Below are 23,161 nucleotides of genomic sequence, written 5' to 3' on the forward strand. Positions count from 1 at the left end.
GCCCAACAAGTTGCCTAATGATTATAACCTGTCTAACTTTATGGGGTCACTTCAAACGACCTGTGGTTTTTAGTAACATGTTTTTATAAATTCCACAGGAAATGACCTGTGGTTTTTAACCCACTACTTTAATTAGAGATTCTAATCAAAGGATTTAAGTCGTTATTTCTGAAATTAGACAGACTTCTCCCATGATTAGCAAACACGAAAAAAACGGCAGTTGAGTACCCTACACCTTTAGATAAAGAATTCAATGATCTTTTTTTCATTATGGTACCCCTCCTTAGTCTTACTCAAGGAAAACTATAACACTATATTCAAATGTTTTCAATCTTTACATCCATCCGAATCCAATAAAAACGATATTGGGTTGGTTAGAAGGCTCCTTCTTTCTTACAAAGTTTTGGTTCTATTCATTCCGGTTGAGCTCCGCAAACTTCTCGACATATCTCGGGTATTTTTCTTCCCAAACGGCTTTCCGCTGCGATACTGTCCTTCCGTCCAGAAGCGCCTCGATTACATCCAGACATACATCCCATCCGGCAATGTCCTTAGGCGTATGATCGGTGATTTCGACGACGGTTTCGATCAAAACGAGGCGGCAGCCTTCCGGCTCCGGGTACAGCTCAAACCGGACGCGGTTTTCAGCCCACGTATATTCCAGCACGGATAACGGCTTCAGTTCCAGAATTTCGAAATATTCATAAGTACCGTTCTGCATGTCGAAAGAGATGGTCCCGCCCTCGCGCAAATCTTCCACGCGCAGCTCGGAAAACCATTGTTTCAGCTTGTCGTTGTCCGTCAGCGCCGTCCAGACTTTCTCCACCGGATGCTTCAAATGGCGTACGAACCGCACCCGGGTTTCCTCCCCGTCCTGCTCAACTACGGCCAATTGGTTCATGGCTTATCCTCCTTTTTAGTAACCCGTTTTTTAAAAATATAACCCTGTATCCCGCCGCTAAGACATGGACATGATTTTTCTTCATCCAAAAAAACGTTCCAAATCATCCAACTTGCCGTTCCAGAACCTCCGATAAGGCTCAAACCAATCATGAATCTGCTTCAAAGGCTTTGCATTCAAGCAGTACAAACGCTTCCGAGCAGCGTTCCGAACGATGACGAGCCCGGCTTCCCGAAGAAATTGCAAATGTTTGGACACTCCCGGCTGGATCAGGGACGACAACTCAACCAGTTCGCCAACAGATCGGTCCCGAACCCTTATGCAGTCAAGGATCGCCCTCCGGTTCTATTCATGTACAATCTGATTGGCGGTCCATATTTTAATCCGTCAAAGGTTCGCCCATCTTCTCCCGCAGCACCGCTTTTTTGGCTACCATCTCAAACGTGTCGTGTCCGCAACCGGCACATCCTTCGTTTTTAAGCTGCTCAATGGTTGCAATTTCCCCCGTGATCCCGACAAATACCTCTCTGGAACAGCTCTTGCAGCGGTAAGTGCGCAGCGTTTGATTCACTTCCCCGGTGTAAAGGGCATCGGCAAAGGTACCCGGATATTCCGGCTTCGTTTGATCCGTAGTCCGCAAAATAAACATCTGGCTCCGGTTGGCGATCATTTCAGCGCCTTCGTAGGCATTAAATCTCGGAAAATTAGCGGCTACCGTCAGCCCCATCCGGGTGAACTCCCGCTGCATGGCCAACATAAACGACGGAGCCTTATGGGCAAAAGAAAGAAAAATCGGAAGCCCTTTTTCCCTCTTCAACGCTTGGATCCCGCGCGATACGAACAGGCTCATTCCCTGCAGCGTATAGGGCGGATCCGTAAAGAAACTATCAAAACGGCCGTGCAGGTACTCCGGCAGTCCCTCCCTTAAATCCAATCTGCGGCATGTTATCGGCAGCCCCCTTTCTTTGGCGATCGTCTCGATGTATCCCAAAAATCGCTCGTCAATGTCCAGCACTTGCACTTTTGTGACGTTATGACCGCCGGACGGAAATAATTTTTGCAGCAGCAGACCGATCGACACGCTCACCAGGTCATCATCGCCAACGCATAAAATCTTTTTTCCGATTAACGCATGCTGCTTCAAGCAGAGGATCGCCCGGTTCAGGCTGGTTTCCGGGGTGCATTTGGATTGATCGATTTGAACGTTGACGGACGGCCGCAGCGAAAAAAGTTCCCTCAGTATGGCCATTACATCTTGAAGTTTCTCATTCCATTTCGTTTCTTGAAGCAATTCGCGAAAAAGCGTGCGATCTAACCCCGCATACCCGTATATGTTTTCCATCCATGCCGCTCCGTCAGGCGTACAGCGAACGCCTCGGTCCTGCTTGAGCGCTCCGGCTTTCATCAACTCCCGTTTGATTGCTGCTGCGATCGGTGTCGGCAGCAGCGTTTTACGAGCCAATTCTTTGGTGGAAATGCCCGGATTCAGATAACACTCGACCAGAAGCTGTTCAATCGCCTGTTTCCCTTCCTGCAGCCGGATATGTTGACTTGCTTGTTCAATGTATGATTTCACCCAATCCCTCCTTCATGTTTATCTTTGCTACGATTCTTTCTGACGATTGCACGAAGCTATCCGCCGACACACCTTCACTCCTTAACTCGAAATAGAAAAAGGGCAGGGATGAACATACGTCATCCCTGCCCTTTTTGCTCCCCGCCTAAAACGAACGCCACATAAAAAACAAAAAAACCGAGCTGAACTCAGCACGGATGTGGGTGCATTATCAATAGGCAGCCTCTAAAGCTTTGATTGAATCCGTTGTTCTTAACTAATTCCGAAGCTGTCACATAACCGCAAAGAGCAAACCATGAGAAATTCATCCATGGGTCTTTGGGACTTTCTGAGAAGCTTCAAATATGGAATTTAATTAGTTAAGAACGGCTCCGGACATCAAAATTTCCCCTTAGTAAAAAATTTCCTTTATACTACCACACCAGATGACCATAGTCAACCAAGCCATGTTCCTTTTTTAAATCGTCTTTGGCAAAAAAGCTCCCGCAAGCAGCCTTAGCTGCCTGCGGGAGCTTTTGTTTTAATCCTACTACGGATTCAATCCGCTTAAAAGTAGCCTCTTCCTGCTTACAGCACTTTCTGCAGGAAGCTGATCGTACGTTCGTTTTTCGGACTGCCGAACACTTCTTCAGGCGTGCCGTCCTCGATGATATACCCTCCGTCCATAAAGATGACGCGATCCGCCACCTCTCGGGCAAAGCCCATCTCGTGCGTGACGATCATCATCGTCATCCCTTCGCGCGCCAGATCCTTCATGACGCCGAGCACCTCGCCGACCATTTCGGGGTCAAGCGCCGACGTCGGTTCGTCGAACAGCATCACGTCGGGGTTCATCGCCAGCGCGCGGGCGATCGCCACCCGCTGCTTTTGCCCGCCCGACAATTGGCTCGGGAAAGCGTCCGCCTTGTCGGCGAGTCCGACCCGCGTAAGCAGCTTCATCGCCGTGTCCCGGGCTTCCTTCGCATTCATTTTTCCAAGCTCCATCGGAGCGAACATAATGTTTTTCAGCACGCTGAAATGCGGAAACAGGTTGAAATGCTGGAATACCATGCCGATATTTTCGCGTGCCTTGTTAATGTCCGTTTTCGGATCGTTCAGGTCTCGGTCATCAACGATAACCCGGCCTTCCGTAATGTCCTCGAGCCGGTTAATGCAGCGCAGAAACGTGCTTTTCCCCGAACCGGAAGGACCGATAACGCAGACGACCTCACCCTGCTTGACCTGCATGTCGATGCCCTTCAGCACCTGATTGGCGCCATAACTTTTCTTCAATCCTTCAACCCGGATTTTACCCACGGCGCACCCTCCCTTCGAGATAGCTGGAAAGCTTCGTTAAAATGATGATGACAATCAAGTACATAATGGCAACTTCCGCCCAAATGGTAAAGGACTCGTACGTTCTGGCGATAATGATTTTACCGGACTGCGTCAACTCGACCAGACCGATCGCAGACAGGATCGACGTGTCTTTCAGCGTAATGACAAGCTGGTTGATAAACGCCGGAACCATGATGCGGACCGCCTGCGGGATAATGATCTTGATCATCGCTTTGCGATACGGCAAACCGAGTGAACGCGCCGCTTCCATTTGCCCCCGGTCGATCGATTGGATGCCGCCGCGAATAATTTCCGTCACATACGCGCCGGCATTCAGGCTCAGCGTCAGAATCGCCGCCAGGAACAACGGCATCGTAAAGCCGAATGCCTGAGGAATGCCGAAGTAAATAAACATTGCGAGAACAATGAGCGGAATGCCGCGGAACAGATCGACGAACACCGTCGCCACCCCGCGCAGGAACCGGTTATGTCCCACTTTCATAAATCCGAAAATAAGGCCCAAAATAAAGGCGAAAAAGAGCGACACGATCGTGTACATAAGCGTCTTGCCAAGACCGCCCAAAAGCGGCGGCAGAGACTGCATAATCAGTTCAAAGCGGCTCTGGTTCGCCGGTCCGGCGGCAGCTTCTCCAAGATACTTTTCTTTAATGCGGTCATATTCGCCGCTTGCCTTAAGATTGGCCAGGCCGGTATTGAATTTTTCCAGAAGCTCTTTGTTTTTGCCTTTGCCGACGGCAAATCCGTAGGAGGCGCCCGCTTCCTTCGGGGTCACGAATTTAAGGTCCTTGCTTTGATTCGCAACATATCTCAGCACGGGATAATCTTCAAAGCAGGCCACGGAGTTTCCGGCTTTCACGTCTTCGTACATCTGGGAGGAATCATCGAACGGCACGATCGTGAATCCGTATTTCGGAGCTATGGATTGTGCGAAGGTATAACCTTCCGTACCGGTTTTGACTGCAACTTTTTTTCCTTTTAAATCGTCGTAGCTTTTGACCGTGTCATTTTTTATGCCGACGGCCATAACCACGCCGGATTCAAAATAAGGTTCGGAAAAGTCGAATTTGTGCTTTCTTTCGTCGGTAATGCTCATGCCCGCGATGACGCCGTCCACTTGGTTCGACTCCAAAGCCTGCACGGCTGCGTTAAAACCAAGGGGCTTGATTTGATACTTGAAATTTTGGTCTTTGGCGATGGCATCCATCAGATCCATGTCGATCCCGACGTATTTGCCGTTAACGTCCTGAAATTCAAAAGGCGCAAACGTAATGTCGGTGCCGATTACATAGGTTTTGCCGGAATTCGGCTCCGCCGCGGCGCCTCCCGCCGGACCGGTCAAACCGGTCACCATGAGGAGCAGCAACGTAATGTAAAAAAATGAGAGCTTAATAGATTTCATGTGTCCTCCTCTTCTCGGTCAACGCCGATACTTTTTCCCCTTCATTTTTTCTCTTTTACGGCGATACTCTATCACCCAGACTACTATTTTACCAAAAAAACTAGGTTGCCTAAAAGTACAATTTTAATTAGTTAAATTTTTCAAGTGAAAATAACTCGCGGGCAGCCTTATAGGTTAATATACATTTACCCAGCAGACCCATATTTGCATAAAAAAAAAGAACAACCTTCATGTATGAACCGTATCCTATCGAGTAGACACTTTAAAAAGTCACTCGATAGGGTACGGTTTAGTAAAGGTTGTCCTTACTCTAAAAAGCTGCCTCATTTCTAATACGGCAGCACGGGGCCCGCTCTTCCGTCTTCTTCCCCATCACCTTGTTCTGCGGAGAGCGATTGATTACGTTCATCGATAATTAAAAAGTGATGGCCGCTCCCGGATGCAAGGAAAGCATGCCCCGATGCCCTTCCCGTTCGAGATCACATATAACCTGGTCGGTTTCCGGTTTAGGCGCGTGAACCAGTACTGTATGCCTGCTGGGAATTTCATTCAGCATGAGGCGGACGTCATTCAGCCCCTGATGGATTTTGTAGCCCATCTGAACCACCTCGCAGAACGACTCCCCGGCTTCGCCTTTCAGCAGCCGCCGGGCAAACGTTCCTTCGCTTGCATGTCCCGTAATGATAACGGCATGTAACGGAGAGGATGAAAGCATCTCCGCATACCAACGGGCGCGCTGCGACTCCATCATGCCATCGGTCGTAAAAATGATCAGCGGGTCACTGACTTGAAGCAAGCTGATCCGTTCTTCCTGGTTTTCAGGAATATGGAGACGGGAAGAACGCAAAGCTAGTTCGATCTCATGACAAGCTTCCGGACGAAGCCAGTCTTCCCAATCGGCCATTTGTCGCAAACCTTCAACGATTTCCCGTTCGACAACGATCCGTCGTTCCGGGAACTGTCTCATTGCCCAGATCAGCAAATCCTGCCCCCGCCCGAAAGCAGGAACCGGCAATAGCGCATGACCCCCTCGCTCCAGAACCCCAAGAATGTACCGGCTAAGCGTGTTCAACTTTTCATCCTGCGATTCCTCATTCATCCCATAGGCATTATCAATGATCGACAGGGTCATTTTGGGCGGGAACGGATGGCAGTCGGACGCGGAATCGTGAGAAATGGACTCTCCGGGCGGATCGACGGTAAGCAGCTCGGACTCGCGGCTGAAGTCCCCCGAATAAAACAGATGATGGTCCTCCATATGAATCCGCAGCCAGACGGAACCGAGCATATGGCCGCTTCGCCCCCACTGAAACTGCAACCCTTCCTTTATTTCAAACCATTCGCTCCTCTCGATTTCATCCTCCAGAATACGAAAGCGCATGGCGGAAATATGCGTTTCGTCATAAGGAAGTTCGCCCTTTCGACCCGTTACGTATTTACGCCAATTGGCAAAATAAAGCTCCAGCTGCTTGACGGTCGGCCTTGTTGACCAAATTTCGCCACGATAACCAAGCTTGTATAACAAAGGCAAAGCCATGGAATGATCCTCATGCGCATGCGAGAGAAATACGGCCGTCAACCCTGGGATCAGGTTTTCATCAAGCAAAGGGTACTGCCCGGCCCCTTCCTTTTTAACGCCGCAATCGAGCATGATCCGATGCTGATTTCCCGTCAGTACGTAACAAGAGCGGCCATGCTCGCCGGCGCCGCCCCACACTTTCAGTTCCATCATGGAGCGGCCCACTTTCTTTTGGAGCCCGCGGCTTCCAGCAGGACGAGGAGCAAAGTGGTCAGCCCCACCGAGATGACGGCCATCGCCATCCCGAGCGATACTTGTCCCTGCTCGAATTGGGCATAGATGTACGTCGCTGACGTCTGCATGGACGGCGGTAAAATGAGCAGTGAACCGACCAACTCCCGCGATGCGATCGTAAAAGTCATCATCCATCCGGCCAGCATTCCCGGAACGATCAGCGGCAGCAGCACCCTGCGGAACACGTAAACCGGTTTTGCGCCAAACACTTGACCGGCCTGGAACAGTTTGGGGTCGATCTGGGTAAAGGCGCTTTTAACGTACTGCACCGTGTACGGTACAAATAATACGACATACGTGAGAATGACCATGCCGTAGGTGTTATAAAGCGGAACCGGCATCCATGGGGAGTTCCACAACAAAATTAAACCCACGACGAACACGATCCCCGGCACCGTGTTCGGAAGCAGGCTGAGCAGATCGATCGTACGCTGCCCCCGGGTTTTGGACCTGCCGATCGCAACGGCGAACCAGGTGCCCAGAATCAAAGCGATGGTCGACGCCGCCAAAGAGAGCCACAGGCTGTTCATCAGCGCCTTCATGCTGGGGGAATTCCAGCGGAGCAGCTCTTTATAAAAATCGAGCGTAAAGTTGTTCCAAGCCAGCCCGATCCCCCGCAGCTTCATCGTGGAAGCCGCCACGACGGAGAAATAAGGGATGCCAATCGAAACGACCAGAAGAAGAACCACGTAGATTCCCGCCACCCATTGCAGCCAGCCGGTGCCGCGCATGGAGGAACGGCGAACGCCTTTTCCTCCGACCAGACCGAAAGTGTATTTTCGGTTCACGACGGACTGGACGTACCAGACCAGCAGGCAGCTCGCCAGAAGCACGGACGACAGTGAAGTGGCCTTGCCGAAATCGATCGGCCAGCTGGAAATATACTTATGAATCTCGGATGTCATCACTTCATATCCGATACGTTTCCCAAACGTAACCGGCGTACCGAATTCCGCGATCGTTTTGACAAAGATAAGCATCGCTCCCATGCCAAAGGCGGACAGCAGCAGAGGGGCAATCACCCGGCGAAAGCGGTACGTGAACGGCGCGCCCATGACGGCGGCCGCTTCCTCCATATTTCCTCCGATTCTCTCCAATGCCCCGCGCAGCAGCAAATAGAGGAACGGATAGAGATGCAGACTCATGATCGCAACCATGCCGCCAAAGGAGAAAAACGCCCCGCCAAGCCCGGAAAGGCCCGGAGCCAGCTGCTCCAGGTACCCGTTTTTTTGCATGAACAAAATCCATCCCATCGAGCCGATGTAAGGCGGCGTCATGAAGGGAATCAGGAACACGATCTCCAGCCAGCGCCACCGGCCGAACCGTGTATTCACCATTACCCACGCTAGCGGCAGGGCGATCACCGTCGTACCGAGAATGACGCATACCCCAAGCCAGATGGAAGACAAAAGCACGACCATCATATCGGAATCCGCCAAAGCACGGAATGGGGCTGACCACCGCAGCTCCCCATCCCGGTATACGCTTTGAATGAAAATATCGGCCAAAGGCAAGGCGATGAGTAAGATCAGGACCAGGAATGCAAATACCGTTGACCAGATTTTGATTTGACGTTGAAGCAAAGTATGGTTCATGTTATTTCAACAGCTTCGTGAATTTGTCGGTTACTTCGCTGCCGTGCTCGCCCATCCAGGTCCAGTCCGTCTTCAGCAGCGGAATGTCGCCCAGATTGGCGCGGTTCTCGGCTTTGACGTCCGTGCGGCCCGGTAGCAGCGCAGCATCGGAGACCAGCTTCTGGGCCGAGTCGGAGAGCAGATAGTCAATAAATGCTTTCGCGTTCTCTTCGTGTTTGGTGGATTTCAGGATCGCCGCAGGCCGCGGGCTGATTACGGTGCCCTCCTGCGGATAGACGATATCGATCGGCTCGCCTTTGGCCTTGGCTTTATAAGTCATGTAATCGACCGCGCCCGCAACCATGCTTTTGGCGCCGGTAATGACGGGATCCAGCGCTTCTTGGTTGGCGCCGGCCATGGCAACGCCGTTGGCCTTGTAGCTCTCGAACAGCGACCATCCTCCATCGCCTTTGTCGCTGAGATAGCCTGTGATGAAATCAAGGGCCGAGCCGGACAGCGACGGATCCGGGATATTAATTTGATCCTTGTATTCCGGTTTGGCCAAGTCGCTCCACGATGTCGGCGGCGTCGTGACCAGCTTGGTGTTATAGGCGATGCCAAGCGCCGATGCGCTGGTGCTGAAGTAGTTGCCTTCCGGGTCGGACCAATCCTTGTTCAGCTTGTCGGCGTTTTTCGCTTCCGGATAAGCGAGCGTCAATCCTTCTTTTTTCAGGCCTTGGGCGGATGGCAGCGAGGCAAGAATAACCACATCGGCTACCGGATTGGATTTTTCAGCCTCCAAGCGGGCCAGAATTTTCCCAGTCGTCCCTTGGAACGTCTCGACCTTGATACCGGATTGGGATTCGAACTCCTTGATAAGATTGTTTGCCAATCCCTCAGGGCCCGCCGTATATACCGTAAGCGTCTTATCCGCCGTCTCGGCCGGTTTGCCCTCTCCCGCAGCCGCGGCCGTATCTTCGGCGGCTTTGTTGCTTCCGCAGCCTGCAAGTGCGGCCCCAAGCGTCAGTGCCAGAATCAGAGCGCTTCCTTTCTTCCATTTATTCCGTGTCATGTTAAACATCGTCGTTTCCCCCTTGATTTGATTTTGAATTCTGAAATTTTTAATTCTCATTCAACCGCTGAATGCATTGAGGCGGCAGGTAAATCGTAACTTCCGTCCCCTCGCTCATCCGCCTTGGATAGTAGGCGAGCCAAGGCTCGGCAGCCTCGTCCGACTTCAGCCTGACCTCATACCGGTCGCCGACATAGCTCACCTGCGCGACAACCGCTGTAAAGGATAAAGTCTCTTGCCCGCCCGGCTCGAACCGGATCTGTTCCGGCCTAAACATGGAGCGTCCATCGGCCAGCCAGTTGGACTTTCCGATAAACCGCGCGACAAACGGGTGTTGCGGCTGATTGTAAATTTCTTCAGGCGCCCCTTTTTGCAGCACCTTCCCCCCATGCATCACAATGACCTCGTCCGACATCGACATCGCTTCGACCTGATCATGCGTTACATATAGGGCGGTTAACCCCATTTCACGAACCAGGTACATCATTTCCAGGCGCATCTCGTCACGGAGTACCGCATCGAGCGCGCTTAGCGGCTCGTCGAAAAGTACCAGCCGCGGACGCGTCACGACCGCTCTGGCAAATGCGACCCGCTGCTGCTGGCCCCCAGACAGCTGATGCGGATACCGCAGCTCCATGCCGGTCAGCTTCACCTTGTCCAAAGCCTCCATAACTTTGTCCCGAATCCCTTCCTTGCGTCCGGTAGCCCGGAGCCCGAAGGCCACGTTTTCGAAGACGGTCATATGAGGCCAAAGCGCAAAATCCTGAAACACCATGCCAAAACCGCGTCGTTCAGGCGGTACGGCTTTCGATTCGCTAGACAAGATGTCTTCCCCGACGCTGATGCTCCCCGTGTCCGGCCGCTCCAGACCTGCGACTAAACGCAGCAGGGTGGTCTTCCCGCATCCCGAAGGTCCTAGCAGCGTCGTGAACTTTCCATGGCGGATCATGAGGTCGGTTGGATGCAGTGCGACATTTCCGCCAAAGCTTTTGCCGACGCCGCGTATCTTCAAATCCATCTGTTGATTCCCTTCCTTGCTTTAGCATTGGGTACGTTTGTTGATTCCTTCGTTCCTGCATCAGGATTTTGCAAAATTCGATTCCGGCCGCTCCCTGGTCCAATATATAGGCGAACCGATCCGTTTCGCTCAATATATTGCCGATGGAAAGCCGCTCTTGGATTTTCGCAATATCCTCACATAACCAGTCTACCTGCGGGAATGAAAGCCAGTATTACCGGAATGTAAAATGACAATTAATTCTTTCAATGAACTCCGTTAACATTCATAGATTTAATCTATAGATAGGGGATAAGCTTATAAGAGGGTAGGGATATCGAAGATGATGAATCTCAATTTGTTGAAACTGCAGATTGTCGAGCTGCTGGAGAAGCACCATAAAATTACCACGGTTGCCGACCTCCTGGGCCTCAAGCAGCCGACGGTCACCTTTCATATGAAAAATCTCGAACGCGAATTCGGGGTGAAATTGTTCGATGCCCGCATGGGGAGAATTATTTTGACGGACGCCGGTTACGCCCTGCTTCATTACGCCTCCAAAATCAATGCGCTCGCGTCGGAAGCGCAGCGGGTCGTCAATGATTTTGATACGCTCAAGCAGGGCACGTTATCCATTGGGGCAAGCTACGTGCCTGCGACGTATATTTTACCGGCGATTCTCGATTCTTTTACCAAGTCGTTTCCGGGAATCCGCGTGACGTTGTCCGTCAAAACCGCTCCGTCCATCATGCAGATGCTGCACGCCCACCAGATTGATATCGGCGTCCTATCCACCGACCCTTTTCACAAATCGCCGCTGAAGGCGCAGGCGCTCTGTAAGGACGAGCTGGTACTGATCTGCTCTCCTTCCCATCCGTTCGCGGACGCCGCGGAGTGGACGCCGGAGCTGATTGCCGCTTCGTCTTTCGTGCTGCACGGCAAGGCATCCAACACCCGAAGCATCACCGATCAATGGCTGGACCGGCAGGGCATCCGCCCCTTCTCCAGTCTGGAGCTCGACTCCTTGGAGGCGATCAAGCAGGCCGTCATGCTTGGCGAGCATATCTCCTTCGTCTCGCGTATGGCGGTTCAATCCGAAGCGGCCGGAGGCCTGCTCCGGATGTGGCCGATTCCGGATCTTCCGGTCGAACGACAAGTTTACGTCATGACCAATAAGGACCGTTATTTGTCGGTGACGAGCAGCCGTTTCATCGAGCTGTTGGAACAGTGGCGGCAATCTTCCCAAGAGCCGATCTTGGGAGGCCAAGATTAAATGTTTCTATTTTTTACCTGAATGCTTCATTTCCTTGATGAAGGTTTGACAATGCCCCTTTACAGTAGGTTACGAACCATACATCCAATCAAGGGAGATGAAATGATGAAACGTAAGGCCAAAACAACGAAATCCATCGTCATAGCCGCTTTGAGCGCGGTAATCATGCTGACCGGCTGGCAGCCTGCCGGCAAAGCCGAAGCCGCAGCCAACGCGGTGCCGTCCTATGAAGTCAAATTTTTGTTGAACGCCGATCGGGTGCTGAATCAAGATCAAACGCTGCAGGATCAGGTGAAGGAGGCTTTTCGAATCGAGGAGCCTGCCGCAAGGATGCTGGTGGAGTATTTTGATTCGGAGTCCCTTGACCTGAACGATTCGGGATGGAATGTGCGCTTCCGCAAAAAAGAGGATAAGAAAAAGTACGAGATGACCTACAAAAAACGGTATGCCATCGTCAACGGCGACATCAACGCCGCTTTGGATCAGGCAAACCGCGACGGCTTCAGCGCGGCGGACACGAATTACGATGCGGAGATCGACTGGGGTTACGGCAAGCAAACGCTTAGCTTTTCAAATGATAAAGAGGTTTCAGCTTCCAAAGGGTTGATGCTGCCAAGCGAAAAAGACGCGCTTGAAATCCTCGTAAACAACATCCCGGGCAAGCTCGATAAGACAAACGGGTCTGGATGGGGTACGGCTGTGTTAAAAAAATCTTACGCGCATGGCCCGGTTTCGGTCAGCAAATACTCGGGAACGTTTGACGGCTTGAAAACGGATATCGAGCTTTGGCCGATCGCCAGCGCGGACGGTAACGGTACGGAAAACATCATTGAAATCTCCTTCAAGACCGATGATTACACGACGGCTGCATCCAGCCGGACCAAGCTGCTACATCTGCTGGAAGGCAAAGGCTGGCTTGTGCCTGCCGACTCGCTTAAGACGAATCTGGTACTCGAGCGTTATTAAAAAATGTAAAAATAACCCGCAGCATGGACTTCAACGTCCAGTCTGCGGGTTATTGTTTGTCAAATTGGCGGCAATCAAGTATTGAACGGCACCTTGCGGGTATTGGCTGGCTGCTGCACCAAAAGCGACTTAGAAAAAGGCTGTGCGGTAACTTCACATATCATCATAAGCTGGCGTGTGGACCCCGCCGGGGCTCAGTACATTAAGTCCTATCCCCGTGCCTTTCAAATCCATTATCCAGCTTCCCGCCATCTGACGGAGAGCCGTCTTGCTAGCTCCGTAGACACTAAATCCTGCGTCGCCAATAGTACCCGCCGTCGAGCCGGTTATGGTGATGGTTCCCGTCATATTTGGAAACAACGGCAAACCTGAACGCCGCTAACCCGGTCACCGATCAATTTTACTGCCGCGTTATATGACTTCCCCATTCGGCCTTCGGCTGCAACCAGCTGACGCTTCGATCCACAATGAAATCTTCCAGTGTTTTTTCGTAATTCTTGCGGTATGGTTTAATAAATTCTTCCGCAAGCCAGCTATCTCTCGTGCCTTGCCATGTTTCATAAATGATCAAGTCATCCGGCTGATCCAGATCATCCGAAACAATGGCGCTAATGAATGCCTTCTCGGATGACATCTCCTCAATAAGGGAATACAGCTCCTTGCGGAATTCTTCTTTTTTCCCTGGTTTAGCTTTGAATCGAATATTCAGTTGAACTTGTTGATTGGACATGTCGACTCCTCCTGTAAGCTTCATATTTTGCAGTGATTCCGTTACGGCATTTATCATAACGCTAGATGAAGAATACGACATTGAGACTCCCACCACTAAAGTGGCGAGCTGACACCTTCGGTATCCGTGGGATTCTTGGGTGGTAGTCGGAAGTGCATTTCTGCGATCCGTAGTTCCCCCAAGTTCGGGGCTGTCTCATCAGCCCGTCCTAAGACAGTGCCTATAGCATCTTAGGCTGGCAGACTGTTACCATTTGCCACAGGTTGGGTTCCCATCTACAACGATAGGGAAAGCAACTGTATTTTCGGATAGGGTATAGTTTTGGTTGTTAACGAAATATACCGGTTTTTTAAGGATGGGACGAACACCAAGTTTTTTGATTTTATGGAAAATATTTTTGGCATCACGAATGGCTTGATTGCAAACCGCAGAAGGAAGTATGGTTTCCACGTCTTTGGTAGTCGTCTTCGGAAACACCCCTAATTGTTCAGCCGTTTCGGTTAGATGGTTTACGACCCGAATATACTCTTTCCCTAATGTACGAAGAACATCTGGATGATCAGGGAAGAGGCGAATCTTAACAGTTAAGGCTTGCATAGGTTCACCCCCTCTTCTTCTGTTCTTCCACATAACGTTTTACGGTTTCACTTGAAACGTTTCCTGCTGTGCTAACGAAGAAAGAACGTGTCCACAGACTGGGCAAATGAGCAAGATGCTTGAAATCCTGCCTTAATATTCGAGAGGTCGCTCCTTTCACTTTTGCCATGATGTCTGAAGGAGAATCCGTGGGAAGGCAGTTCAGGAACAAATGAACATGATCAGGCATCACTTCCATCGCCACGATTAGCCAATTATTTTCTTGGCAAATTTCAGTTATTAGTTCCTTGAATCGCACTTCAACCTGGTTCACCAGTACTTTTCTTCTATAACGGGGGCAAAAAACAAAATGATAGTTGATGAGCGACACCGTGGGCGAAGGTGTGCGGCGAAAATCATAACAGCCGCTAGACTTGTTGCATTTTGAAGGAATCTATCATATATTGTCGAATGGATTTATTCAAAATCGAACCATTCAGAATGGAAGAGGAGCGGACCTAGTGCTCAAGAGGATCGTCGTTATTTGTATGATAAGCTTGATTGTTTTTTCTTTTATCCCTTTATCACTCCTCATAGAGCGTGGTCATCAACGATCCGACGGGTTACAGGTTCGGGCCGGCGTCATGGATCTATCCGCTTGGGATTTCAAACAAAACAAAAGAATCAAGCTGGACGGAGAATGGGAGTTTTATTGGAATCAGCTCCTTACCCCGGAAGACTTTAAAGCAGCAAAGCCTGTACCCTCGACTTATATGCAGGTGCCCTCCCGCTGGAACGGGAAAGCAATAAACGGCAACCGCCTACCTGCGCACGGTTCGGCCACTTATCGCATGGTGCTGAGAAACGTACCGATCCACGGTATTTTTGCCCTGAAAAAGACGAATATACGCTTTTCGAGCTCCGTCTATGTCGCCGGACGTAAGCTCTTTGAGGATGGACAGCCTTCCACGAACGCTGCGGCTTACCGGCCGGGAAACGTTCCGCAAACCGGACTCTTCGCCTCGGATCAAAACGATATTGAAATTATCGTGCAGGTAGCCAATTATGATTATATTAACGCGGGCATTCCGATCTCCATCTATTTCGGGGATCAGGCGACCATGATCGACGACCAACAAAAGAGTATGGCCCGAGAATTCAGCATCCTCGCCATTCTCTCCATCCTGTCTTTTATCTATTTTATCTGCTTTGCCGCGACGATTATCTACAACATGAGGGACTATACCCTTCTGCTTTCGGGGATAATCTGTTTGCTCTTTTCGCTTTACCACGGTTTGATCGGGGAACGGCCGCTGCTTTATTTTTTGTCCGGAATTCCCTTCGAAGTGCTGTATAAGATTAAGGACATGAGCTCGATTGCCGCCTTTATTGTCGTAGCCCTCTTTTTCTACCAGGTACATAAAAATATGATTTCCTTCAAGCTGACACTGGCTGTAACCGTTGTGCTGGGAAGCTTTCTGGTGATGGTGCCGTTTCTATCGATCCATGTCTACACCCGGATCCACTCTTATATCATCGTTTTTTATGAATTGATGCTCGTGTGGCTGCTGTTGAAAGCTGCCATTCTTTATGTCCGAAGCCCCGATACCAGCCGTTTCAAATCGCTGCTTCTGTTCATGTCAATTCTGACGATTAACCTGTACTCGCTCGACACGATTCTGTTCGCCTTGTCGATCAAGGAGAACTTGTCGCTCGGACAGTTATACATTATCGTATTTAACATTATTATGATTTTTCTGATCGTCCTTCGTTTCTTCGAAGCCTATCACACCATTGATGCGATGAAAGACCGGCTGCTCCAGCTGGATAAAATGAAAGACGACTTTCTCTCCAACACGTCGCATGAATTAAAAACGCCTTTAAATGCGATCGTGAATATTACGGATTCCTTACTGAAGGGCGTCGAAGGGCCTGTGAACGAGAAGCAGGCGCAAAACCTGGCTATTGTGACAGGCAGCGGAAGAAGATTGACTCATCTTGTCAACGAATTGCTCGATTACTCCAAAATGAAATATGGAGATATTACGCTTGTTATGAGCAGCGTAGATCTGAAGGCGTCCGTGGATTCGGTGATCCGGGTTCATCAGTATTTGCTGGGGGTAAACAAATTTCCCTTGTAAATCACATTCCTGCAGGAGTTCCTTCGGTGTATGCGGACAGCAACCGGTTGATACAAATCCTGCATAATCTGATCGGCAATGCGGTTAAATATTCCGATCAAGGCGTCGTGGAAGTAAGCGCCGCGGTGCTGGGCCAGCGGGTAGAGGTTCATGTCAGGGATACCGGGATCGGCATCCCGGCTCATCTCCAGGACCGGATATTCGATGCCTATGAGCAAGCTGCCGCAGCTTCTGATACCAATCCAGACGGAGGAACCGGGCTTGGACTCAGCATTACCAAGAAACTGGTAGAACTTCACGGAGGAGAAATCGTTGTGAGTTCCAGCCCGGGGGTGGGGTCCAGGTTCAGCTTTACTCTTCCTTTGGCGGGGCGAGCTTCGAATCAGAACGTCAGCCCGCAAGCAAAGGAGACGCAGCCAACGGATCTGCACATGCCGAATATGGAATTTCCTCTTTATATTCCAGGTAAAATCGACGAGCCGATTCTCGTAGTGGACGACGATTATGCCAATCTTCAATCCATGATCAACCTGTTCAAACTGGAGGGGCATTCCATTGTGGTCGTCAACCGTGGACAACTGGCGCTTCATGAGCTATCCCGAAGCTCCCATTTCTTTCTGGTCATCCTGGACATGACGATGCCCGATATGTCCGGGTACGAGGTGCTGAAGCAAATCAGAGAAAGATTCACCTCCTTCGAGCTGCCGGTATTGATGCTAACGGCCAGAAACCGGGCTGCCGATATAAAATTATGCATGGAAAACGGGGCTAACGACTTTGTCGGGAAGCCGTTTGCAGCTGAGGAGTTAATGGCACGCGTACGGAGTCTAACCAAATTAAAGGCTTCGGTGAAAAATGCCAGGGATGCGGAAATCGCTTTTTTGCGATCCCAAATCAATCCGCATTTTCTGTTCAATGCTCTAAATTCCATTGCCGAATTATGCATGGATGATCCCGAGCAGGCAGAGGAGTTGACCCTTCAGCTTTCGCAGTATTTAAGAGGCAGCTTCGATTTCAAACAGCTTGATTCCCTCACAACGCTGAGGAAAGAGCTGGAACTCGTGGAAGCTTACCTCCATATCGAAAAGGCTCGGTTCGGCCCCAGGTTGCATGTGGAATACGACGTGGACGCCAATCTGGAGATCGGTATTCCTCCGCTTGTTCTGCAGCCTATTGTGGAAAACGCCATCCGACATGGACTGATGTCCAATTTTCGCGGAGGTACCGTAAAGCTATCCATCAAGAAGGCGACAGAGTCGTGGGTCAATTTTACAGTCGAAGACGATGGCAGCGGCATCGGGGATCAGAAGCTGCAGGCGCTGCTGACACCGGGGGCCGGAACAAAAGGTGTGGGACTATGGAATATAAGCCAGCGCATCAAGCTTCTTTACGGGACGAATCTAATTATTGAAAGCGTGGAAGGAACAGGAACGAAGGTTTCCTTCTCCATTCCCGCGGAGCCGATCAAGCCGACTGGAGGGTAAGGTATGCTGCGAGCTATGATCGTAGATGATGAAGAATTATCGCAGAAACGTTTGAGAAGAATTTTGTCCGAGAGCGGAACCGTTGAAATATGCGCAGCTTTTTTGGATCCGTTGGAAGCCTATGAATATGTGAGGACTAGTCCGATAGACGTCGTCTTTTTGGATATTTCAATGCCGGAAATGAATGGTATGAAGCTTTCCAGCCTGCTGGCTGAGCTCGATGATTCCATAGATTTGGTGTTTGTCACAGGGTATGACGAATATGCCTTGCAAGCTTTCGAAGTCAATGCCCTCGATTATGTGCTGAAACCAGTCACTTCGGAACGAATTCGTAAGACGCTGAATAAGATCGGAAAAAGACGCGGGTATGCACCTGCCGAATCAGGCATAGCCGTTCATCTATTTAACGGATTTAAAATCATGCAGCGCGGACAACCTCACGCCCAGCTAAAACTGAGAAGCCCTAAAACGGAGGAATTGTTTGCCTTTCTGCTGTGCAAGGGTACGGTAAGCAAGGAAGAAATCATCGATACGTTATGGAACGGCCTGGAGCCTCAAAAAGCATGGAAAAACCTGAACCAGACCCTCTACTATATTCGCAAAGCGATTCATGACAATAAGGCGGGGCAGTGCATCGAGGCAGGCCGGAATGACATCCGTATTCTTGAGGGCAGCATGTATTGTGATTTATACGAGTTTGAAAACGTGGCGAAGCAGATTAGAATGAACCCGTCGCAACATGAGCATCTGCTGGAGAGAGCCCTCTCCCTGTACACGGGACCTTTATTGCAAGGCAAATCTTATGAGTGGGCAGGCAGCATCATTCACCGTCTCGAACAAAAGTATTTAGAAATGCTGGAGGCAGCCGCAAGACACTATCTCCAGCGCAATGATCCCGCCAAATCGCTGTATTACTTTGGAGAAATCGTGAAGCGGGAATCTCTCCGGGAAGATATCCATGATGAGATGATCCGGCTTTATGCTCGGCTTGGGAGAAAGAACGAAGCGCTACAGCAATACCGCCTGCTGGAGGAAACCCTTCTGCGGGAACTTGGCATGAGGCCGGAACCGCATCTTAAAGAGCATATCGAGAAATTGCTGCATACGAATTAGCTGAACTAAGAGCCTTCGAATCGACTGCATTCGGGGGCTCTTTCTTGTTTATTTTTTGTTTATCGCGCTCATGTATAATAAACCCGATTTTTGTCGCAGAAAAAAACAGACTGAACAAGAGGGGATCTGAACATGAAGCAATCATTCACAAAAATAGCTATTTGCTCCACGTTGTCATTGGGGCTCGCCGTATCTGGTGTCGGCCCGGTCCATTCTGTATTGGCACAGACCGGGTCAAGCTTAGTATGGATTGACAACAGTCCAGCAGCACTGCCGTCCATCAATGAAGACGATGCGAACAGCGCAGGAGCGCGCATATCCGATCTTCTGTCAGGGAAAGTTTCGGACCCGATGAATGTAGGAGTCGCGATTACGAACTTGGATAATGCCCATGGTAATTGGCAGTATTATAACGCCAGCATCGGTCTTTGGTATAATATCGAACCGACTTCGGACAATCACGTCTTATTGCTAAAAAGCACGGATCAAATCAGATTCGTCCCTGCAAGGGATTGGAATGGAGACACTTCAGTAAGGTATAAGCTATGGGATGCTTCAGCAAACAGCCTCCAGAAGTACAGTTATGTGGACTCGACGAGTTATTCGGGATTCAGTTCGGATTTGGGATCGGCCAGCATTCATGTTCTGCCTGTGAACGACCCACCCTATCTGACCGAAATCAGCGGAGGGGACTACCTCAGCTTCGATGGCAACGGGGATTACGTGACCTTTCCGGATTTTGGGATGTACGGGAACTCCTTTACCGTAGAAGGATACCTGAAAGTGAATGCCTTTCAAACATGGATGCGATTTTTCGATTCTTCGATTGGTATGAACAACTATAATGTGTTTGTCGGATTCGACAGAACCAAAATGAATTTCTCCTCCTACACAGGTCAATATCCAGGGGCCGGCGGCAATATTACGACACAAGAAAACTTCCCGATCTCACAATGGGTTCATGTGGCGATTGTCTATGACCAAACCCAAAAGACCGGAAGCATATACTGGGACGGCGCGCTAAAAGCTCGGGGACCAATGGATTTAAGCGTAATCGGTAACAAGCCCAGACCAAACAACTGGCTTGGCAAAAGCACATGGGCACAGGATGGCGATTTTAATGGCGGCATGAAGGATGTAAGATTCTGGAGCAAAGCGAAGAGCCAAGACGAAATTATTCGCGGGATGAACGATGATTTGACAGGTTCCGAAGCTGATCTGGTTGCCAATTATAAACTAAATGACCGCAGCAGCGGCAATATTGCAGTGAATACGGGAGGAACACGAAACAACGGTACGATCAGCAACGCTACCTGGGCGCAAAATACGGGCTTTGTAGGAAGTACGATCACGGATAAAAACAAGTCGGTGGCGAGAACGTTTAAAGTACTCGATCCTGACGAAGGGGACCAGATTCAAGTATCGGCCCGTTCTTCCAATCCATCATTGATCGCTGACCAGAACCTCGTCATGACAGGCAGCGGCGACGAACGAACGTTAACGATGACTCCTGCCGCCAATGCTTATGGTCAATCTGTCATCACCGTGACTCTGAATGACGGAAGCGTAAGCACAACGTATTCCTTTACACTCAACGTGAACAATACCTGGGACGTTCTCGTTACAGGCGTTACCCTCGATTCAAAAAACTTGGAACTTACCGTAGGCGGAGCAACCCAAACATTGATTGCGGCCGTGGAACCCGCAGATGCGGCGGATCGAAGCGTCACCTGGAAATCCAGCGATGAAACGGTGGCTACCGTGGATCGGAACGGAGTCGTGACGCCGGTAGGTCCCGGAAATGCAACGATTACGGTGGAAACGACCGACGGAAGCTTTAAAGATACAGCAGCGGTTCATGTCGCGGACAAGCCGAGTGCCCCGACCGACGTAAAGGCCATTGCCGGAGACGGAGAAGCCACGATCAGCTTCAAAGAACCGGATCGTAACGGTGGGAGCCCGATTACTCAGTATACGGTTATCGTGAGTCCGGGAGGCAAGACCGTTACCGGTAGCGCCAGCCCGATTAAGGTAACCGGATTAGATAACGGGACTCCCTACACCTTTACGGTGATCGCGACGAATCGTGCAGGCGATTCGGCAGCTTCGGCATCGTCGGGCGCAGTTACCCCGGTGCCGCCTGCGCCGGGTGCTCCGGTCATGAAGCCGCCTGTTGCCGGCAATGGTCAAGTGGCGCTTGCCTGGGACCCCGTAGACGAAGCAACCGGATATAAAGTTTTCCAAAGTGAAAATCCTGACGCGATTGATACCGAGGTAGCGACCGTCACCGGCTCCGTGTACAATTATTTGGCCACCGGCCTGACAAACGGCTCGACTTATTATTTTGCCGTGAAGGCAACGAATCTGGGCGAAGACAGCCCTGCCTCCCTGCCTGTAAGCGCAACGCCGGTAACCACTCCCGCCGCCCCGACGAATGTGAAGGCCGTCGCAGGCAACGGTGAAGTGACGATTACGTTCACCCCTCCCGCGGACAATGGCGGCAGACCGATTACGGGGTATGAAGTGACAGCCCAGCCAGGCGGCATGATCGTCACTGGAGCAGCCAGTCCAATTACGGTTACCGGGTTAACCAACGGCGCGAGTTATACATTTACGGTTAAAGCGATAAGCAGTGCCGGCAGCGGCGAATCTTCGGCAGAATCGAATCCGGTTATACCAAAACAGCCATCGAGCGGGGACGATTCCAATACGCCGGCACCGACGCCAGTACCGCCAACAACAACCGTGCCGACGGCTCCGGCGGCTCCGCCAAAAGTCGATACGAGCACAGCTGTACTGGTCAATGGCAACTCGGAAAAGGCCGGAAACATCACAACTTCCAAGCGCGATGGCCAAACCGTTACTACGGTAGCTCTCGATCCGAAAAAGCTGGAAGATATGCTCCAAGCAGCGGGGCAGCATGCGCTTGTTACGATTCCCGTGACCGCGGATTCCGATACGGTTGCCTCCGAATTAAACGGTCAGATGGTTAAAAGTATGGAGAATAAACAGGCCGTCTTGCAAATCAAAACAAACCGGGCGACGTTTACCCTTCCAGCACAACAAATAGACATCGACTCAATCTCCAACCAGATCGGCAAATCGGTAGCTTTGCAGGACATCAAGGTACGAATCGAAATGGCGACTCCTGCTGCGGACAAAGTAAAAGCCTTGGACAAAGCCGCTGCCGATGGATCGTTCACCCTTGTTGCACGTCCGGTTGAATTTACAATTCGGGGCATTTACGGGGATAAAGTGATTGAAGTGTCGAAATTCAACGCTTTCGTGGAGCGTATGATCGCGATTCCGGACGGCGTCGACCCAAGCAAAATTACGACAGGCGTGGCTGTTGATCCGGATGGAAGGGTCCGCCATGTACCGACCAAAATTACAGTGATCGACGGAAAGTATTATGCCAAAATCAACAGCTTAACCAATGACGTGTATTCGGTCGTCTGGCATCCGCTCGAATTCGGCGATGCGGCAAACCACTGGGCTAAAGCCTCCGTTAATGAGATGGGATCGCGCATGGTTATCGAAGGCATGGGAGACGGCCGGTTCGGTCCGGACCGCGACATTACCCGCGCCGAGTTCGCCGCTATCGTCGTTCGTGGCCTGGGGCTGAAGCCTGAAGAAGGAGCCGCGCCATTCCAGGATGTGAAGACATCGGATTGGTACAGCGGAGCAATCGAAACAGCATCCGCTTATCGGCTGATCCAAGGTTTCGAGGACGGCACCTTCCGTCCGAACGATAAGATTACCCGTGAGCAGGCTATGGCGATCGTCGCTAAAGCGATGAAGCTTACGGGCCTTGCAGCGAAGCTTAATCAACAATCGGCGGAAAAAACGCTAGCGCCGTATAAGGATGCTGCGCATGCCGCACGCTGGGCACAGCAAAGCATCGCAGATTGCCTGCAGGCCGGTATCGTGACAGGCCGAAGCAGTACCCGGCTTGCACCAGCATCATTCATCACAAGAGCAGAAGTAGCCGCGGTCGTAGAGCGGCTGCTGCAAAAGTCCGACCTGATATAATACGTAAATCCATATAGAGAAAGGGTTATCCCGATACAGTTCAGCTCACTGCGTTCTGTTTCGGATAACCCTTTTTATCGTCATGGGGCAGTGTTCTCTTTTTTCAAAATGTTCAAACAAACGACTAAAAATGCATTCCCATCGGTAAAACTGACCTTTTGGCATGGGTCGTTCGA

18 protein-coding genes and 1 pseudogene are annotated in these 23,161 nt (G+C 50.7%); 6 read left to right on the forward strand and 13 right to left on the reverse strand.

Features of this window, described 5'->3' with window-relative positions:
* Window positions 1-409: 409 nt before the first annotated feature.
* The 9 genes from GQY55_RS26165 to GQY55_RS26205 all read right to left on the reverse strand — a co-directional run bounded on the left by GQY55_RS26165 (window position 410) and on the right by GQY55_RS26205 (window position 10,691).
* On the reverse strand, window positions 410-901 hold the full coding sequence (locus GQY55_RS26165) for an SRPBCC family protein (RefSeq protein ID WP_160044868.1): 492 nt from the start codon (window positions 899-901) through the stop codon (window positions 410-412).
* 81 nt (window positions 902-982) lie between these two features.
* The gene (locus GQY55_RS26170) at window positions 983-1,234 is read right to left on the reverse strand and encodes an ArsR/SmtB family transcription factor (RefSeq protein WP_268895067.1); all 252 of its coding nucleotides are present in this window, start codon (window positions 1,232-1,234) and stop codon (window positions 983-985) included.
* A gap of 46 nt (window positions 1,235-1,280) precedes the next feature.
* Window positions 1,281-2,477, reverse strand: a complete 1,197-nt coding sequence (locus tag GQY55_RS26175; protein WP_160044869.1) for a bis-aminopropyl spermidine synthase family protein — start codon at window positions 2,475-2,477, stop codon at window positions 1,281-1,283.
* A 567-nt stretch (window positions 2,478-3,044) separates the two neighbouring features.
* A complete protein-coding gene (locus tag GQY55_RS26180) occupies window positions 3,045-3,773 on the reverse strand; it encodes an amino acid ABC transporter ATP-binding protein (RefSeq protein ID WP_160044870.1) in 729 nt (242 codons plus the stop codon).
* Window positions 3,766-5,214 (reverse strand): amino acid ABC transporter substrate-binding protein/permease, encoded by a 1,449-nt coding sequence (locus tag GQY55_RS26185; protein ID WP_160044871.1) that lies wholly within the window; start codon window positions 5,212-5,214, stop codon window positions 3,766-3,768. Before GQY55_RS26185 ends, GQY55_RS26180 begins: the two co-directional genes overlap by 8 nt.
* 415 nt (window positions 5,215-5,629) lie before the next feature.
* The gene (locus GQY55_RS26190) at window positions 5,630-6,946 is read right to left on the reverse strand and encodes an MBL fold metallo-hydrolase (RefSeq protein WP_236575872.1); all 1,317 of its coding nucleotides are present in this window, start codon (window positions 6,944-6,946) and stop codon (window positions 5,630-5,632) included.
* Window positions 6,943-8,622: an ABC transporter permease gene (locus GQY55_RS26195; protein ID WP_160044872.1), complete on the reverse strand. Its 1,680-nt coding sequence runs from the start codon at window positions 8,620-8,622 to the stop codon at window positions 6,943-6,945. Before GQY55_RS26195 ends, GQY55_RS26190 begins: the two co-directional genes overlap by 4 nt.
* A 1-nt stretch (window position 8,623) precedes the next feature.
* Window positions 8,624-9,682, reverse strand: a complete 1,059-nt coding sequence (locus tag GQY55_RS26200) for an ABC transporter substrate-binding protein (protein ID WP_160044873.1) — start codon at window positions 9,680-9,682, stop codon at window positions 8,624-8,626.
* 40 nt (window positions 9,683-9,722) lie between these two features.
* On the reverse strand, window positions 9,723-10,691 hold the full coding sequence (locus GQY55_RS26205) for an ABC transporter ATP-binding protein (RefSeq protein WP_160044874.1): 969 nt from the start codon (window positions 10,689-10,691) through the stop codon (window positions 9,723-9,725).
* Window positions 10,692-11,016: 325 nt separating this feature from the next.
* On the opposite strand from GQY55_RS26205, the gene GQY55_RS26210 reads away from it, so the two are divergent.
* Window positions 11,017-11,943, forward strand: coding sequence for a LysR family transcriptional regulator (locus tag GQY55_RS26210; RefSeq protein ID WP_160044969.1), 927 nt, complete (start codon window positions 11,017-11,019; stop codon window positions 11,941-11,943).
* 105 nt (window positions 11,944-12,048) lie between these two features.
* Entirely contained in the window at window positions 12,049-12,909 is an 861-nt protein-coding gene (locus GQY55_RS26215) for a hypothetical protein (protein WP_160044970.1), read from the forward strand.
* A gap of 156 nt (window positions 12,910-13,065) precedes the next feature.
* Here the strand turns inward: GQY55_RS26215 and GQY55_RS26220 are convergent.
* The 4 genes and pseudogenes from GQY55_RS26220 to tnpA form a co-directional block, all read right to left on the reverse strand.
* Window positions 13,066-13,284: pseudogene (locus GQY55_RS26220) on the reverse strand (SDR family NAD(P)-dependent oxidoreductase); the annotation flags it as partial.
* A 25-nt stretch (window positions 13,285-13,309) separates the two neighbouring features.
* On the reverse strand, window positions 13,310-13,639 hold the full coding sequence (locus tag GQY55_RS26225) for an antibiotic biosynthesis monooxygenase family protein (protein ID WP_160044875.1): 330 nt from the start codon (window positions 13,637-13,639) through the stop codon (window positions 13,310-13,312).
* Between the two features lie 246 nt (window positions 13,640-13,885).
* Window positions 13,886-14,236, reverse strand: a complete 351-nt coding sequence (locus tag GQY55_RS26230; protein WP_236575873.1) for a hypothetical protein — start codon at window positions 14,234-14,236, stop codon at window positions 13,886-13,888.
* Between the two features lie 4 nt (window positions 14,237-14,240).
* A complete protein-coding gene (gene tnpA / locus GQY55_RS26235) occupies window positions 14,241-14,669 on the reverse strand; it encodes an IS200/IS605 family transposase (protein ID WP_160044971.1) in 429 nt (142 codons plus the stop codon).
* 190 nt (window positions 14,670-14,859) lie between these two features.
* Here tnpA and GQY55_RS26240 point away from each other — a divergent pair, with 190 nt between their 5' ends.
* The 4 genes from GQY55_RS26240 to GQY55_RS26255 all read left to right on the forward strand — a co-directional run bounded on the left by GQY55_RS26240 (window position 14,860) and on the right by GQY55_RS26255 (window position 22,985).
* A complete protein-coding gene (locus tag GQY55_RS26240) occupies window positions 14,860-16,356 on the forward strand; it encodes a sensor histidine kinase (RefSeq protein WP_160044876.1) in 1,497 nt (498 codons plus the stop codon).
* Between the two features lie 26 nt (window positions 16,357-16,382).
* On the forward strand, window positions 16,383-17,840 hold the full coding sequence (locus GQY55_RS26245) for an ATP-binding protein (protein ID WP_160044877.1): 1,458 nt from the start codon (window positions 16,383-16,385) through the stop codon (window positions 17,838-17,840).
* Window positions 17,841-17,855: 15 nt separating this feature from the next.
* Window positions 17,856-18,953 (forward strand): response regulator, encoded by a 1,098-nt coding sequence (locus tag GQY55_RS26250; protein WP_236575893.1) that lies wholly within the window; start codon window positions 17,856-17,858, stop codon window positions 18,951-18,953.
* A gap of 132 nt (window positions 18,954-19,085) precedes the next feature.
* Window positions 19,086-22,985 carry an S-layer homology domain-containing protein gene (locus tag GQY55_RS26255; protein ID WP_160044879.1) on the forward strand — a complete coding sequence of 1,300 codons (3,900 nt, stop codon included), beginning with the start codon at window positions 19,086-19,088 and terminating at the stop codon, window positions 22,983-22,985.
* Window positions 22,986-23,161: the final 176 nt, after the last annotated feature.

This window comes from Paenibacillus sp. USDA918EY, assembly GCF_009870825.1.
Classification (GTDB): domain Bacteria; phylum Bacillota; class Bacilli; order Paenibacillales; family Paenibacillaceae; genus Paenibacillus_AQ; species Paenibacillus_AQ albilobatus.